General features: G+C 72.5%; 14 protein-coding genes. 9 read left to right on the top strand and 5 right to left on the bottom strand.

Annotation, left to right across the window (positions count from 1 at the left end; all coding sequences use genetic code 11):
* Nucleotides 1-93 precede the first annotated feature (93 nt).
* From pheS to ASD48_RS40870, 5 genes are all read left to right on the top strand, one after another.
* Nucleotides 94-1,215, top strand: a complete 1,122-nt coding sequence (gene pheS, locus ASD48_RS40890; RefSeq protein WP_057606994.1) for a phenylalanine--tRNA ligase subunit alpha — start codon at nt 94-96, stop codon at nt 1,213-1,215.
* Complete coding sequence (gene pheT, locus ASD48_RS40885; protein WP_057606993.1) at nt 1,215-3,737, top strand: phenylalanine--tRNA ligase subunit beta; 2,523 nt, start codon at nt 1,215-1,217, stop codon at nt 3,735-3,737. Before pheS ends, pheT begins: the two co-directional genes overlap by 1 nt.
* A 221-nt stretch (nt 3,738-3,958) precedes the next feature.
* Nucleotides 3,959-4,999 carry a PP2C family protein-serine/threonine phosphatase gene (locus tag ASD48_RS40880; RefSeq protein WP_057606992.1) on the top strand — a complete coding sequence of 347 codons (1,041 nt, stop codon included), beginning with the start codon at nt 3,959-3,961 and terminating at the stop codon, nt 4,997-4,999.
* Between the two features lie 211 nt (nt 5,000-5,210).
* The gene (locus ASD48_RS40875) at nt 5,211-6,551 is read left to right on the top strand and encodes a hypothetical protein (RefSeq protein ID WP_057606991.1); all 1,341 of its coding nucleotides are present in this window, start codon (nt 5,211-5,213) and stop codon (nt 6,549-6,551) included.
* Between the two features lie 160 nt (nt 6,552-6,711).
* A complete protein-coding gene (locus ASD48_RS40870; protein ID WP_079074266.1) occupies nt 6,712-7,248 on the top strand; it encodes an NUDIX hydrolase in 537 nt (178 codons plus the stop codon).
* A gap of 104 nt (nt 7,249-7,352) precedes the next feature.
* Here ASD48_RS40870 and ASD48_RS40865 read toward each other — a convergent pair whose 3' ends face one another.
* Together ASD48_RS40865 and ASD48_RS40860 are read right to left on the bottom strand one after the other, a co-directional pair.
* Nucleotides 7,353-7,610: a hypothetical protein gene (locus ASD48_RS40865; RefSeq protein ID WP_057606989.1), complete on the bottom strand. Its 258-nt coding sequence runs from the start codon at nt 7,608-7,610 to the stop codon at nt 7,353-7,355.
* A gap of 173 nt (nt 7,611-7,783) precedes the next feature.
* Complete coding sequence (locus ASD48_RS40860; RefSeq protein WP_079074265.1) at nt 7,784-8,656, bottom strand: 3-hydroxybutyryl-CoA dehydrogenase; 873 nt, start codon at nt 8,654-8,656, stop codon at nt 7,784-7,786.
* Between the two features lie 182 nt (nt 8,657-8,838).
* Between ASD48_RS40860 and ASD48_RS40855 the strand changes: the two genes are divergently transcribed.
* Nucleotides 8,839-10,059 carry a family 10 glycosylhydrolase gene (locus tag ASD48_RS40855; protein WP_057606988.1) on the top strand — a complete coding sequence of 407 codons (1,221 nt, stop codon included), beginning with the start codon at nt 8,839-8,841 and terminating at the stop codon, nt 10,057-10,059.
* Nucleotide 10,060: 1 nt separating this feature from the next.
* On the opposite strand, the gene ASD48_RS40850 is transcribed toward ASD48_RS40855, so the two are convergent.
* Nucleotides 10,061-10,261, bottom strand: a complete 201-nt coding sequence (locus ASD48_RS40850) for a DUF1918 domain-containing protein (protein WP_057606987.1) — start codon at nt 10,259-10,261, stop codon at nt 10,061-10,063.
* Between the two features lie 43 nt (nt 10,262-10,304).
* On the bottom strand, nt 10,305-11,303 hold the full coding sequence (locus ASD48_RS40845) for a DMT family transporter (RefSeq protein WP_057606986.1): 999 nt from the start codon (nt 11,301-11,303) through the stop codon (nt 10,305-10,307).
* On the opposite strand from ASD48_RS40845, the gene ASD48_RS40840 reads away from it, so the two are divergent.
* From ASD48_RS40840 to ASD48_RS40830, 3 genes are all read left to right on the top strand, one after another.
* Nucleotides 11,302-12,759, top strand: a complete 1,458-nt coding sequence (locus ASD48_RS40840; RefSeq protein ID WP_079074264.1) for a PLP-dependent aminotransferase family protein — start codon at nt 11,302-11,304, stop codon at nt 12,757-12,759. The two genes, ASD48_RS40845 and ASD48_RS40840, sit on opposite strands and share 2 nt — an antisense overlap.
* 45 nt (nt 12,760-12,804) lie before the next feature.
* Complete coding sequence (locus tag ASD48_RS40835; protein WP_057607061.1) at nt 12,805-13,257, top strand: GNAT family N-acetyltransferase; 453 nt, start codon at nt 12,805-12,807, stop codon at nt 13,255-13,257.
* A gap of 255 nt (nt 13,258-13,512) precedes the next feature.
* Nucleotides 13,513-14,106, top strand: coding sequence for a histidine phosphatase family protein (locus tag ASD48_RS40830; RefSeq protein ID WP_057606984.1), 594 nt, complete (start codon nt 13,513-13,515; stop codon nt 14,104-14,106).
* Here ASD48_RS40830 and ASD48_RS40825 read toward each other — a convergent pair.
* Entirely contained in the window at nt 14,088-14,555 is a 468-nt protein-coding gene (locus ASD48_RS40825; protein ID WP_057606983.1) for a DUF6314 family protein, read from the bottom strand. The genes ASD48_RS40830 and ASD48_RS40825 overlap by 19 nt on opposite strands.
* Nucleotides 14,556-14,637 lie beyond the last annotated feature (82 nt).

Below are 14,637 nucleotides of genomic sequence, written 5' to 3'. Positions count from 1 at the left end.
TTTGGCACCTTTGTGTCCCATGGACGGCCCTCTGACCTCTGCGTGAGTCGGTGACGGGGACCTTCAGCCAGCCAACCGGAAGCACGGGAAGAGATGTCGGCACCGAATAAGTCGTACGACCCAGTAGAGGTCGAGGCCTTGAAACCGGAAGAGATCGAGCGCATGCGGGACGGGGCGCTCGCCGCCTTCGCCGCCGCGGACTCCCTCGACGCGCTCCAGGAGGCCAAGGTCGCGCACACCGGCGGCACCTCCCCGCTGGCCCTGGCCAACCGCGAGATCGGCGCCCTGCCGCCGCACGCCAAGGCGGCCGCCGGCAAGCTGGTCGGCCAGGCCCGGGGCGCCGTGAACAAGGCCCTCGCCGCCCGCCAGGAGGAGCTCGAGGCCGAGCGTGACCAGCGCGTGCTGGTCGAGGAGGCGGTGGACGTCACACTGCCGTACGACCGCGAGCCGGCCGGCGCCCGCCACCCGCTCACCACGCTGTCGGAGCGCATCGAGGACGTCTTCGTGGCCATGGGCTACGAGGTCGCCGAGGGGCCCGAGGTCGAGGCCGAGTGGTTCAACTTCGACGCGCTCAACATCGGCCCGGACCACCCGGCCCGCGGCGAGGCCGACACGTTCTTCGTGCAGGGCCCGCAGGGCGGCACCGAGTCCGGTGTCGTGCTGCGCACCCACACCTCGCCGGTCCAGATCCGCTCCCTGCTCGGCCGTGAGCTGCCGGTGTACGTGATCTGCCCCGGTCGCGTGTACCGCACCGACGAGCTGGACGCGACGCACACCCCGGTCTTCCACCAGGTCGAGCTGCTGGCCGTGGACGAGGGCCTGACCATGGCCGACCTCAAGGGCACCCTGGACCACATGGTCCAGTCGCTGTTCGGCGAGGGCATGAAGACCCGGCTGCGGCCGAACTTCTTCCCCTTCACCGAGCCGTCCGCCGAGATGGACATGGTGTGCTACGTCTGCCGCGGCGAGTCCGTCGGCAACCCCGACCGGCCCTGCCGCACCTGCTCCAGCGAGGGCTGGATCGAGCTCGGCGGCTGCGGCATGGTCAACCCCAAGGTGCTGGCCGCCTGCGGCGTCGACCCGGAGAAGTACAGCGGGTTCGCCTTCGGGTTCGGCATCGAGCGGATGCTGATGTTCCGCCACAACGTCGAAGACATGCGAGACATGGTCGAGGGTGACGTCCGGTTCACCCGGCCGTTCGGGATGGAGATCTGATGCGGGTCCCGCTTTCCTGGCTGCGGGAGTACGTCGACCTGCCGGCCACCGAGACCGGTCGTGACGTGCAGGCCAAGCTCGTGTCGGCGGGCCTCGAGGTGGAGACCGTCGAGCCCCTCGGCGCCGACCTCAAGGGCCCCCTCGTCGTGGGCCGGGTGCTCACCATCGAGGAGCTGGAGGGCTTCAAGAAGCCGATCCGCTTCTGCACCGTCGACGTCGGCACCGCCAACGGCACCGGTGAGCCCCAGGAGATCGTCTGCGGCGCGCGCAACTTCGCCGTCGGCGACAAGGTGGTCGTGGTCCTTCCGGGCGCCGTCCTGCCCGGCAACTTCGCGATCGCCGCCCGCAAGACGTACGGCAGGACGTCCCACGGCATGATCTGCTCCGGCGACGAGCTGGGCATGGGCGACGACGGCAGCCACGGCATCATCGTGCTGCCGCCGGAGACCGAGGTCGGCAAGGACGCCATCGAGCTGCTCGAGCTGGTCGACGAGGTCCTGGACATCGCCGTCACCGCCAACCGCGGCGACTGCCTGTCCATCCGCGGCGTCGCCCGCGAGGTCGCCATCGCCTACGGTCTGCCGCTGCGCGACCCGGCGCTGATCGACGTACCGGCGCCGAACGCCTTCGGCTACCCGGTGCAGGTCTCCGAGCCGATGGGCTGCGACCGCTTCACCGCCCGCACCGTCACCGGTCTGAGCCCCGAGGCACGCTCCCCGATCTGGCTGACGCGCCGGCTCCAGAAGGTCGGCATGCGCCCGATCTCGCTCGCCGTCGACGTCACCAACTACGTGATGATGGAGATCGGCCAGCCGCTGCACGCCTACGACCGTTCGCTGGTCCAGGGCACCATCGGCGTGCGCCGGGCCGGGGAGGGTGAGCGGATCGTCACCCTCGACGGAGTGACGCGCGAGCTGCACGCCGAGGACCTGGTGATCACCGACGACCGCGGTCCCATCGGCCTCGCCGGGGTCATGGGCGGCGCCAACACCGAGATCGCCGATCACGAGGCCGCCGAGAACGGGGGCGCCTCGACGACCGACGTGGTCATCGAGGCCGCCCACTTCAACGCGGTGTCGATCGCGCGCACGGCCCGCCGGCACAAGCTGTCCTCCGAGGCGTCCAGGCGCTTCGAGCGCGGTGTCGACCCGCAGGCCGCGGCGGCCGCCGCGCAGCGCACGGTCGACCTGCTGGTGCTGCTCGCGGGCGGTACGGCCGACGCGGGCGTCACGGAGATCACCGCTCCGTCCGGCCCGCACACGATCAGCATCCCGGCGAACCATCCGGACAAGGTCGCGGGGGTGGAGTACGGCCGCGAGACCGTCGTCCGCCGCCTCCAGGAGATCGGCTGCGACGCGTACGGGCAGGACGAGCTGATCGTCACCGTCCCGTCCTGGCGGCCCGACCTCGCCGAGGCCAACGACCTGGCCGAGGAGGTCATCCGGCTGGAGGGCTACGAGAACCTGCCCTCCACGCTGCCCAAGCCGCCCTCCGGCCGCGGTCTCACCCACCGCCAGCGCCTGCACCGCCGCGTCGGCCGCGCCCTGGCCGGCTCCGGCTATGTCGAGGCGCCGAACTACCCGTTCATCGGCGAGCAGGTCTTCGACCAGCTCGGCCTGGACGCCGACGACCCGGCCCGCCGTGTCGTCCGGCTGACGAACCCGCTCAACGACGAGGAGCCCGCGCTCCGCACGTCGCTGCTGCCCGGCCTGCTGGCCGCCCTGCGCCGCAACGACGGCCGGGGCTCGCACGACCTGGCGCTCTTCGAGACCGGGCTGGTGTTCCTCCCGCAGGAGGAGCAGCGCGTCGCCGGGCACCTGCCCGTCGACCGCCGCCCCACCGACGAGGAGATCGCGTCCCTGGACGCCGTGCTGCCCGCGCAGCCGCGCCATGTCGCCGTCGTTCTCGCGGGCGCCCGCGAGCAGGCCGGCTGGTGGGGCAAGGGCCGCCCGGCGGACTGGGCCGACGCCGTCGAGGCGGCGCGTGCCGTCGCCCGTGAGGCGGGGGCCGAACTGGTCGTCCGCAGCGGCCAGTACGGGCCGTGGCACCCGGGCCGGTGCGCCGAGCTGCTGGTCGTCGTCGACGGTGCCGAGCGCGTCGTGGGCCATGCCGGTGAGCTGCACCCGCGGGTGCTGAAGGCCCTGGGGCTGCCCTCGCGCACGTCCGCGATGGAGCTGGACCTGGACGTGCTGGAGCAGGTCGGCGACGACACGCCCCAGGCGCCGAGCATCTCGGCGTTCCCGGTGGCCACGCAGGACGTCGCCCTCGTCGTCGACAGGTTCGTCCCGCACGCCGAGGTCGAGGCCGCGCTGCGCGAAGGCGCCGGTGAACTGCTGGAGGGGATCCGGCTGTTCGACGTGTACGAGAACGCGGATCAGCTCGGTGAGGGGCGGAAGTCGCTCGCGTACGCGTTGCGCTTCCGGGCGAACGACCGGACGCTGACCGTCGACGAGGCGTCGGCCGCGAGGGATGCGGCGGTCGCCCTGGCGGGCGAGCGTACCGGAGCGGTGCTGCGCGGTTAGCCCGTCGGGGGAGCCGCGGTTCCCGGCCTGCCACGACGTCGTCGTCGTGGCAGGCCGCGCAGTTCCCCGCGTCCCTGGGGGCGCTTCCTCGGTTACCTCACTCCTTCGGGTGAGATCCCCTGGGGATCTGGTCTTCCGGGCCATGACCTCGACAGAATCGGACCGGCCTTTCGGGGCCGGTCCGATCCGCGTTGTCGGGGCCTGGACGGGGGACCAACGACATGTTCGGCATCAGGCGGCCGTTACGCCGGGCCCTCTCGCTGGGGCTGCCCACGGCCTGGGGCGCTCTGGCGATCATCTACAAACTGACCTGTCCGCTGGCCCGGCAGGACGGGCTGCCGGCCAGGCTCGTCACCAGCGCCGTCTTCTTCGCCGTCGGCACCGGGCTGGTACTCCACATGCGGCAGGCCCTGGTGCGCGAGCTGAAGCAGGCGCGGCGGGTCGCGGGGGCCGCGCAGAGCGTGGTGCTGCGCCCGCCGCCGCCGCGCGTCGACGGGCTGAACGCGGCGGCCACCCAGCTCTCCGCGGACCGGGGCGCGAGCGTGGGCGGTGACCTGTACGAGGTGATGGCCACCGAGCACGGCGTGCGGGTCGTGATCGGCGACGTCCGCGGGCACGGGCTTCCCGCGCTCGGTACCGTCGCCGCCCTCCTCGGCAGCTTCCGGGAGGCGGCCCACGACGAGCACGATCTCGGCCGTGTCCTGCGCCGCCTGGAGCGTGCCCTGGAGCGGCACCTGCGCGAACGGGACCGGGACACGCCCGACGCCACGGTGGCGGAGGAGTTCGTCACCGTGCTGGTGCTCGAGATCAGGGAGGACGGCGAACTGCACGTCCTGAACTGCGGGCACCCCTGGCCGTATCTCCTCAGCGGCACGAGCGTGCGGCCGTTGTCGCGGGCGGATCCGCTGCCGCCCCTGGGACCGTTCCCGCTGCCGACGGCGTTGTCCGCCACGCCCTGCGGACCGTTGCTGCGCGGCGAGTCCCTGGTCCTCTTCACTGACGGCGCGGAGGACGCGAGGGACGCCCGGGGCAGGTTCTTCTCCCTGCCGGAGTCGCTCACCAAGGCGGCGCACGACCGTCCCGTTTCACCCCAGCAGATCCTGCGCACGGTCCTGGCCGCGCTCCTGCGGCACACGGCGGGCGGACCGACGGACGACATCGCCCTGCTGGTACTGGAGAACGGACGGGAGTCCAGCCCCCTGGGGACGCGGGAATCCGGGCGGACGACCACGACGCACGCGCAGTCGACGACGCACCTGTAGCCCCCGGCCCGACCCGCGGAGCGAACCGCCGGGCCGCCGCTTTATGAGGGGGAGCCGACGGCCCGGCGAACCTCTTGCGAGGCATTTCAGTCAACCGGCCGGCGACGCTCCGCGACAGCGCGCGCACCCTGCGGATGCGCGTACTCCGTTCACACCCCGTGTGAGGACGGAACCACTACTCTGACGGCACCGAGGCACCCGGGGGGCACCCATGCAGCCCAACACTCTGCTCGACGCGATCCTGGACGAGGCGGGCGTCTCGCACGCGGGCCTCGCCGCCCACGTCAACCAGGCCGGACGGGCCCGCGGGCTCGCGCTGCGGTACGAGCACACGGCGGTGGCCCGCTGGCTGAAGGGCCAGCGGCCGCGGGGCCAGGTGCCCGACCTGATCTGCGAGGTGCTCGCGGGACGGCTGCACCGGCCGGTCACCCTCGACGACATCGGCCTCGGCGTACCGGGCGAAGCGGCCGGCCCGCACGGCACCTCGCTCTCCGGCTTCGTCGAACGGGCCACCGCCCTGTGGCGCTCCGACGAGCAGCAGCGCCCGCACCTCCTGGGGGCGCCCGCGGTCACCGGCACGCCGGCCGTGATGCCGGTGTGGGAGTGGGAGAACCCGCCCGAGGACGTCGACGTCTCCCGGGGCGGCCGGCACCGGGTCACCTCGGCCGACATCGAGATGCTGCGGGCCGCCCGGGCCCACTACGAGCAGATGTACCGCAAGGCGGGCGGTATCGCGACCCGCAGCCGTATCGTCGGCTTCCTCAACGCGGAGACGGCGCCCCTGCTGCGCGGCAGCTACACCGACGAGACGGGCCGTCAACTGCACAGGGCCACCGGCGGGTTGGTCGCGGTCGCCGGGATCTGCGCGTACGACTCGGACGCGCACGGTCTGGCCCAGCGCTACTTCCACCAGGCGCTGCGCCTGGCAAAGGCCAGTGGGGACCGGGGACTCGGGGCGTACGTCATCGCCCTCCTCGTCAACCAGTCGTTGTTCATGCGGGAGTACCGGCAGGCCGTCGCCTTCGCGGAGGCGGCGCTGCGGGCGGCGGGCCGGCACATCACGCCCGCCCTCGCCTCCGACCTGTACGCGATGCAGGCCAAGGCGTACGCCCACCTCGGCGACGGCACGAGCGCCCTGTCGTGCATCCGGCGTGCCGAAACCGCCGCCGATCACATCCGGCGCGGACACGAGCCCGACGAGACCGGCTATGTCCAACCGGGCCTGGTCAACGTCCAGGTGGCGGAGGCGCTGCTCAGCCTCGGCGACCTCGCCGCCGCCGCCGAGCACGCCGCGGCCGCCGTCGACACCCCGGCGCACGACCGGGGACGGGTGCACCGGCTCGCCATGCTCAGCACGATCGAACTGCGCCAGGGCAACGCCGACAAGGCGGTGGTCACCGCGGTGCAGATGGCCGAACAGGCCCGGGGCATGGAGTCCCAGCGTCTGCGCGACAGACTGCGGGCGGTGCGCGAACATCTGGTGCGCAGCGGCTGCGCGGGCACGGCCGAGGCCGCCGAACTCATCGACGGGGCACTGCGCGTACCGCTGTAGGCGGGGCGCAGCGGGGTATCCGACCACCGACACGACACCTGCACCGACACGACACCTGCACCGACACGACATCTGCACAGGCCCCCACACCGGCGGCTACGCCACACTGCACAGTTCCTGCTGCGATATTGCCACTCACTCGACGGAAGGTGGCAGAACCGTGCAGTGGACGAAACAGAACGAACAAACTGTGTATGAAAACCGCTGGTTCAGCGTCAACCTGGCGGATGTGGAGCTGCCCGACGGCCGACACCTCGACCACTTCCTCATACGGCTGAGGCCGGTCGCGGTCGCGACGGTCGTGAACCGGGCCAACGAGGTTCTCCTGTTGTGGCGCCACCGTTTCATCACCGACAGCTGGGGCTGGGAGCTCGCGGCGGGCGTGGTCGAGGACGGCGAGGACGTCGTCCGCGCGGCCGCCAGGGAACTCGAGGAGGAGACCGGCTGGCGGCCGGGGCCGCTGCGCCACCTGATGAGCGTGGAGCCGTCCAACGGGCTCACCGACGCGGTCCATCACATCTACTGGTCGGACCACGGTGAGTACGTGGGGCATCCGGTGGACGACTTCGAGTCGGACCGCCGGGAATGGGTCCCCCTCAAGGTCGTTCCCGACCTGGTCGCGCGGGGGGAGGTCCCGGCCGCCAACATGGTGGCCGCTTTGATGCTCCTGCACCACCTCAGGCTCGCCGAGGGCTAGCCGGCGGGGACCGGCGTCGACCCGTGTGGAACGACGGAGACCGGCGTGGGCCCGTGTGGACCGGCGGAGACCGGCGTCGGCCCGGTCGTGGACGGGCCGAGGTTTCAGTGGGCCAGCGCCTGCCAGACCGTCGCGACCAGTGCCCCCAGCGCCGTCAGCGCCGCGAGCGAGGGCAGCGGCCAGCGTGCGTGTTCCAGCGAGATCATGCGGGTGTTCAGCTCGTCCAGTTCCTTGGCGGTCTCCTCGGTGCGGTGGGACAGCAGGGCCAGTCCGCCCTCGACGCGGGCGTAGGCCACATCGAGCCGGCGACGTAACTCTGCGAGTTCTCCATGAACCACGGGATGTTCGGGGTCGGCGGTCACGTGGCCGCTCCTTTCCGTAGTCGTCTCCCATCCCTTGCATGCGCATGACGAGTGAACTCGCCTGGTGGGCTCACGGGGAGAGTGTGCGCCGGGCATATGCGAACCCGTGGCGCACACGGCGTGTGAATGCCGCGGGCCCGGCACTCCGGGCCCGCGGGGAACACGCTGGGTGATCAGTAGGAGTAGAAGCCCGAGCCGGTCTTGCGGCCCAGCCGGCCCGCGTCCACCATGCGCTGGAGCAGCGGGGGAGCGGCGTACAGCGGCTCCTTGTACTCGTCGTACATGCTCTGCGCCACCGAGGCGACGGTGTCCAGGCCGATCAGGTCGGACAGCTTCAGCGGACCCATCGGGTGGGCGCAGCCCATCTCCATGCCGTTGTCGATGTCCTCGCGGCTGGCGATGCCCGTCTCGAACATCCGGATGGCGGAGAGCAGGTAGGGGATCAGCAGCGCGTTGACCACGAAGCCGGACCGGTCCTGGGCGCGGATCGCGTGCTTGCCCAGCACCTTCTCGGCGAACAGCTGGGCCCGGCTGAGCGTGCCCTCGGAGGTGGTCAGCGCCGGGATCAGCTCGACGAGCTGCTGCACCGGGGCCGGGTTGAAGAAGTGGATGCCGACGACGTGGTCGGGCCGCGAGGTGGCGACCGCCAGCTTCACCAGCGGGATGGAGGAGGTGTTGGAGGCGAGGATCGCGTCCGGACGGGTCACCACCTGGTCGAGGACCTGGAAGATCTCGGTCTTGACCTGCTCGTTCTCGACCACGGCCTCGATGACCAGGTCACGGTCGGCGAACTCGCCGAGATCGGTGGTGAAGCTGAGGCGCGCGAGTGCGGCGTCCCGCTCCTCCTCGGAGATCTTGCCGCGCTCGGCGGCCTTGGCCAGGGAGTTCAGCAGCCGGGTACGGCCGATCTCCAGGGCTTCGCCGGTGGTCTCGGCGACCTTGACGTCGAGACCGGCGCGGGCGCAGACCTCTGCGATGCCCGCTCCCATCTGGCCGCAGCCCACCACTCCGACCCGTGAGAGATCTCCCGCTGGGGTGCCCGTCACATCAGTCCCTTTCGCCGCGCTGACTCAGATCGCCGGGGCAGGTCTGCCGGGTCTCGGCCGCCCTGCTCCGATCGTGCACGTTACTAGCAAGTATCGATGATCGATCGCCGGGGTGGAGGCATGCTGGACCGCGAAACGATCCGTGACCGAGCGGATCCGCAGAGTGTGTGGGGATGTGTGCGATGGGTCGACTGACCCGGCGGGCGTTCGCGCTGGCAGCGCTGTCGGCGTTCACCACGACGGGCGCGGTGGCCGCTCCCGCGAGGGAACGGCGGGCGGCGACCGAGATGCGGGGGATGTGGCTGGCGACCGTCGGCAACCGGGACTGGCCGTCCCGCCCCGGCCTGACCGCCGCCGCCCAGCGCGCCGAACTGATCGCCCTGCTCGACCTGGCGGTGAGCCGGCGGCTCAACACGGTGATCTTCCAGGTGCGGCCCACGGCGGACGCGCTGTGGCCCTCCCCGTACGAACCGTGGTCCCAGGTGCTCACCGGCACCCAGGGCAGGTCACCGGGCTGGGATCCGCTGGGCACGGCCGTCACGGAGGCGCACGCGCGGGGCCTTCAGCTGCACGCCTGGTTCAACCCCTACCGGGTCGCCACCCACGACGACCCCTCGAGGCTCGTCGCCTCCCACCCCGCGCGCCGCCACCCGCGGTGGGTGGTCTCCTACGGCGGGAAGCTCTACTACAACCCGGGGCTGCCCGAGGTCCGCGCCTTCGTCCAGGACGCGATCCTCGACGCCGTGAAGAAGTACCCCCTGGACGCCGTGCACTTCGACGACTACTTCTATCCGTACCCGGTGGCCGGCCAGAACTTCGACGACGGGGCCGCGTACGACACCCACGGCGGCGCCTTCCCCAGCCGGGCGGCCTGGCGGCGCGACAACGTCGACAAACTGGTGCTGGAGACGGCCGCCCGGATCAAGGCGGTACGGCCCGGCACCCAGTTCGGGATCAGCCCCTTCGGGGTGTGGCGCAACGCCTCCACCGACTCACGGGGCTCGGACACCCGGGCGCTCCAGTCGTACGACGACATCCACGCGGACACCCGGAAGTGGGTGCGGGAGGGCTGGCTCGACTACATCGTCCCGCAGCTCTACTGGAACATCGGGCTCTCGGTCGCCGACTACGCCGAACTCGTGCCCTGGTGGGCGGAGGTGGCCAAGGGCAGCCGCACCCGCCTGTACATCGGCGAGGCCCTGTACCGGGCGGGCGACCCGGCACAGCCCGCGGCCTGGCAGGACCCGGCCGAACTGTCGGACCACCTCGAACTGGCCGCCGCCCACCCGCAGGTGCGCGGCCATGTCTTCTTCGCCGCCAAGGACATGCGGACCGATCGCATCGGGGCGATGGCGCGGGTGGTCGCCGACCACTACCGTCAGCCGGCGGAGCCCCCGCGCTGATCTATCGCTGTTCCTCGGTCGTCCTGTGACGGATCTCGGTGTCGGGGCCGGGCGAGCACACGCCCTCGTGCCCGTCCGTGAAGCGGACGCGGAAGGGGGGATTTCCTCCCTGGCCCATGACTTCGACGATCTCGCCGACCTTGTCGTGCTGGCCGACCACCCTGCCGTGCTGGACGAACTGGTCGCCCTTGGTTGCGCGCATCTGCGGGGCCTCCTCACCGGGTGCGACGGTACGTCTGCCGTGGCTAACCGCGCGCCCGCTGCGTGACGGCGATGCACACGAGCACGGCGGCGGCCGTCAGCGGAGCGGCGGGCGTGAGGTGCTCGCCCAGCAGCAGCACCGACCACACCAGTGTGAGCAGGGGCTGCGCCAACTGCAACTGGCTGGCCTTCGGAATGCCGATGAGCGCCATGCCCCGATACCAGACGAGCAGGCCGAGGAACTGCGAGCCCGCGGCGACCCACAGCAGCCCGGCCACGCTGTGCGCGGTCAGGTGGACGGGCTCGTGGGCCACGGCGAGCGCGGCGCCGGGCAGCGTCAGCGGCAGGCAGAACACCAGCGCCCAGCCGATGACCTGCCAGCCCGGCATGACCCGGGCCAGCCGGCCGCCCTCGGTGTAGCCGGCCGCGCAGACCAGCAGCGCCCCGAACAGATACAGATCGGCGGTGGTCAGGGCCCCGCCGCTCTGCTGCACGGTGAACGCCACCACCGCGGCGGCACCCGCCAGCGCGGCCGCCCAGAAGGTGCGGGAGGGGCGGGTTCCCATCCGCAGGGCGGACAGCAGCGCGGTCGTCAGCGGCAGCAGGCCCACCACGACGGCGGCGTGCGCGGTGGTGGACGTCCGCAGCGCGAGCGTGGTGAGCAGCGGGAATCCGACGACGACCCCGGCGGCCACGACGGCGAGCCCCGCCCCGTGCCGCCGGGCCGGCAGCGGAACGTGCAGGGCCAGCAGACACCCGCCCGCGATCAGCGCGGCCAGGACGCTGCGCACGGCGACCAGGGACCACGGGCCGAACCCCTCCAGGCCCCAGGCGGTCGCGGGGAACGTCAGGGAGAAGGCGACGACACCGAGGGCGGCCAGGAGGGTGCCGAGGCCGCTCGCCCGTGCGGCGCCGACGGGCGTTCGTGCGGGAGTGCCGACCGGGGCGTCCACCGGGGCGTCGGCCCCGGTGCCGGCCGAGGCATCGGCCCGGGTGCTGACCGCTATCGCGGGCCGGTCGGTAGCGCTACTCTGTGTCTTCATGCAAGAGCGTAGCAGTGTGGGTGAGCTGGCGGATCAGCTGCGGCGGGAGTTCGACCGCTACTCTCCTGGTGGAAAGCTCCCGTCGAGCCGAGCCCTGGTCGAACGGTTCAGGGTGAGCCCGGTGACCGTCTCGCGGGCACTGGCGCAGCTGGCCGCCGAGGGACTGGTGGTCACCCGGCCCGGTGCGGGCGCCTTCCGGGCCCGGCCGGCGCGGGCGGGCGCCGCCCCCGCGGGCGACACCTCCTGGCAGGAGGTCGCGCTGAGCGCGGACGGCGCCACCGACGTCGTCCCGCGCTCCGTGGACGCCTCCGGCGTCACCGTGTCGCTGGCCGCCCCGCCGCCCGGCGTGATCGAGTTCAACGGCGGCTATCTGCACCCCTCGCTCCAGCCGGAGCGGGCGATGGCCGCGGCCCTGGCCCGGGCCGGACGGCGGCCGGGCGCCTGGGGCCGGCCGCCCATGGAGGGCCTGCCCGAACTGCGCGAGTGGTTCGCGCGGACCATCGGCGGCTCCATCACCGGGGCCGAGGTCCTGGTCAGCGCCGGTGGCCAGACGTCGCTCACCACCGCCCTGCGTGCCCTCGCCCCGCCCGGGGCCCCGGTGCTCGTCGAGTCGCCCACCTACCCGGGCATGCTCGCGATCGCCAGGGCGGCCGGACTGCGCCCCGTCCCCGTCCCGGTCGACCGGGACGGGGTGAGGCCCGAACTGCTCGCCGACGCGTTCCGGGCGACCGGCGCCCGGGTGTTCGTCTGCCAGCCGCTGTTCCAGAACCCGACCGGCGCCGTCCTCGCCCCCGACCGGCGCGCGCAGGTACTGCGCATCGCGCGGGAGGCCGGAGCGTTCGTCGTCGAGGACGACTTCGTAAGGCGGCTCGCGCACGAGGACGCCGGGCAGCTGCCGCGCCCCCTCGCCGCCGACGACCCCGACGGCGTGGTCGTGCACGTCGGCTCGCTGACCAAGGCGACCTCGCCGAGCTTCCGGGTCAGCGCGCTGGCCGCCCGCGGCCCGGTCCTGGAGCGCCTGCGCGCCATTCAGGTCGTCGACACCTTCTTCGTGCCCCGCCCGCTGCAGGAAGCGGCCCTCGAACTCGTCGGCTCGCCCGCCTGGCCGCGTCATCTGCGGTCCGTCGCCACCGAGTTGCGGATCAGGCGGGACGCGATGACCGCCGCGCTGCGGCTGCGGCTGCCCGAACTGGCCCTCCCGCACATCCCGTCCGGCGGCTACCACCTGTGGCTGCGGCTGCCCGAGGGCACCCGGGGAGAGAGCGCGTTCACGGCGGCCGCCCTGCGCGCGGGAGTCGCCCTCACCCCCGGCCGCCCCTACTTCAGCGCCGAACCCCCGGCCGCCCATGTGCGGTTGAGCTTCGCGGCCGTCGCCGGGACGGCGGAGATCGCGGAGGGGGTGCGGCGGCTTCGGGTGGCGTGCGACGAGGTGTTCCCCGGAAAGCGTTCGACATGATGAATGCCGTCCTGTGAGGATCCGGCCATGACTGCCACGAACGCCATGAACGCCGTTCCGCCCCTCGCCGAGGGCTACGAGATCTCCGCCGACTCCGCCCGAGTCGACGTCGATCGAGTGCACCACTGGCTGTCCACGGACGCCTACTGGGCCCTCGGACGCGAGCGGGAGCGGCAGGAGAAGGCGATCGCCGGTTCGCTGAACTTCGGCGTCTACGACACCGCGTCGGGGGAGCAGGTCGCCTACGCGCGGGTGGTGACCGACCTCGCGGAGTTCGCGTGGCTGTGCGACGTGTACGTGGACCGGGCGGCGCGCGGCAAGGGCATCGGGACGGCTCTCGTCGCCGCCGTCCGCGACCACCTGCGCTCGTACGGCCTGCGCCGCATCCTGCTCGCCACGCACGACGCGCACGGGGTCTACCGGCAGGTCGGCTTCGAGGCGCTGGAGAAGCCGGACAACTGGATGGCCCTGATCTTCGCGAAGCCCGGTGCGGTGTGACGGACCCGGTGTGACGGGGTCGGTGTGACGGGGTCGGTGTGACGGACCCTGCGTGCCGGGGCCGGTGTGAGCCGACCGGACGCGGCCGAAGGGCGGGCCCGGGTGGCCTGATCCGGACGTCGCGATCGGGACATCATGCGGAGGACACCGCTTTCTGGGGACTTGTCCGGCAGGTCCTGACCCGTCGGTAAGTTTTCTTCCGGCCGTCGGCCGACAGCTCTTGACCTGCGCAGTTACGCGGCTCACCATCACCGCATGCCACTTCGGGTCACGTTCGTCGCCGCCGCTCGCAGCTCCGCGCTGCTCGCGGAACGCTTCGAGGACGACCGGCCGCTGGACCAGGACGGCTGGGCTGAGGTGCTGCAGGTGGCCGACGCTCTGCTGCCGCTCGCTGCCGCCGAGCTGCGCTACTGCTCACCGACCCCGCGCAGCCGCGCCACCGGGGACGCGCTCGGCTACGCCCCGCTGGTGCAGCTCGCCCTGCGGGACTGCGACATGGGCCGCTGGCGAGGCTTCACGCTGGGCGAGGCGATGGCCCGTGAGCCGGAGGCGGTGGACGCCTGGCTCGCCGATCCGCTCGCCACCCCGCACGGCGGCGAGTCGCTGTTCGCGTTCATCACCAGGGTCGCCGGCTGGCTCGACACCCGGCCGGTGGGCGACGGCGGCCGGATCGTCGCCGTCGCCGAGCCGAGCGTGATCCGGGCGGCCCTGGTGTACGCGCTGAAGGCGCCGCCCGCGACGTACTGGAACATCGATGTGCGTCCGCTGTCGACGACCACCCTCACCGGCCGGGCCGGCCGCTGGAACCTCCGCCTCGAAGGGGCCTCGGCTCAGCCGACCCGCGCGTAGTCGGTGGTGAGCAGCAGGTCCTTGGCGGGACCCGCCACCCGCCAGACCGTCCGCCAGTGGCCCGCGTCCTCGACCGTGAACTCGCCCCGGTAGAGGTCCGCGGAGCAGGGGTGGTCGGCGATGTGCCGTCCGGTGGTCAGGTCCAGGTCGTGGAAGGGGCGGCCGTCGGCGAACCGCACGTCCGCCGTGCCGGGCGTCGGCCCCGGCAGAAAGCGCAGGGTGCGCTCGGCGGGCCGCGGGACCCCGAGCCAGACGAACGTACCGGACTCCTCGTGCAGCAGCCCGTCCTCGCACCCGGCCCCGCCTCCGCGCCGGTCCAGTGCGCTGAACACCGTGACCCCGTCGAAGCGGCCCTCGGCGCCGCTCGCCCGGTCCCTTACCGACCGGGTGACCCGCCAGCTTCCCCGGAGGTAGGCCAGGGCGTCCGGCACTGGCCGGAACTCGTCCATGCGTTCCTCGCCTCCGACACTTTCGCTGCCGCACGCCCCATTGACGCGCCTTGGCCCCCTCCCTATCTTGCCGTTCGAAGTG

Source organism: Streptomyces sp. Root1310, assembly GCF_001426425.1.
Lineage (GTDB): Bacteria > Actinomycetota > Actinomycetes > Streptomycetales > Streptomycetaceae > Streptomyces.
This window is presented reverse-complemented; position numbering and strand designations above follow the sequence as displayed.

Excerpts from the sequence above, each read along its gene's own strand:
- pheT (WP_057606993.1), top strand. The coding sequence starts at position 1,215 with ATGCGGGTCCCGCTTTCCTGGCTGCGGGAGTACGTCGACCTGCCGGCC.
- ASD48_RS40830 (WP_057606984.1), top strand. The coding sequence starts at position 13,513 with ATGCCACTTCGGGTCACGTTCGTCGCCGCCGCTCGCAGCTCCGCGCTG.
- ASD48_RS40845 (WP_057606986.1), bottom strand. The coding sequence starts at position 11,303 with ATGAAGACACAGAGTAGCGCTACCGACCGGCCCGCGATAGCGGTCAGC.
- ASD48_RS40835 (WP_057607061.1), top strand. The coding sequence starts at position 12,805 with ATGAACGCCGTTCCGCCCCTCGCCGAGGGCTACGAGATCTCCGCCGAC.
- ASD48_RS40875 (WP_057606991.1), top strand. The coding sequence starts at position 5,211 with ATGCAGCCCAACACTCTGCTCGACGCGATCCTGGACGAGGCGGGCGTC.
- ASD48_RS40825 (WP_057606983.1), bottom strand. The coding sequence starts at position 14,555 with ATGGACGAGTTCCGGCCAGTGCCGGACGCCCTGGCCTACCTCCGGGGA.
- ASD48_RS40850 (WP_057606987.1), bottom strand. The coding sequence starts at position 10,261 with ATGCGCGCAACCAAGGGCGACCAGTTCGTCCAGCACGGCAGGGTGGTC.
- ASD48_RS40840 (WP_079074264.1), top strand. The coding sequence starts at position 11,302 with ATGCAAGAGCGTAGCAGTGTGGGTGAGCTGGCGGATCAGCTGCGGCGG.
- pheS (WP_057606994.1), top strand. The coding sequence starts at position 94 with ATGTCGGCACCGAATAAGTCGTACGACCCAGTAGAGGTCGAGGCCTTG.
- ASD48_RS40880 (WP_057606992.1), top strand. The coding sequence starts at position 3,959 with ATGTTCGGCATCAGGCGGCCGTTACGCCGGGCCCTCTCGCTGGGGCTG.
- ASD48_RS40855 (WP_057606988.1), top strand. The coding sequence starts at position 8,839 with ATGGGTCGACTGACCCGGCGGGCGTTCGCGCTGGCAGCGCTGTCGGCG.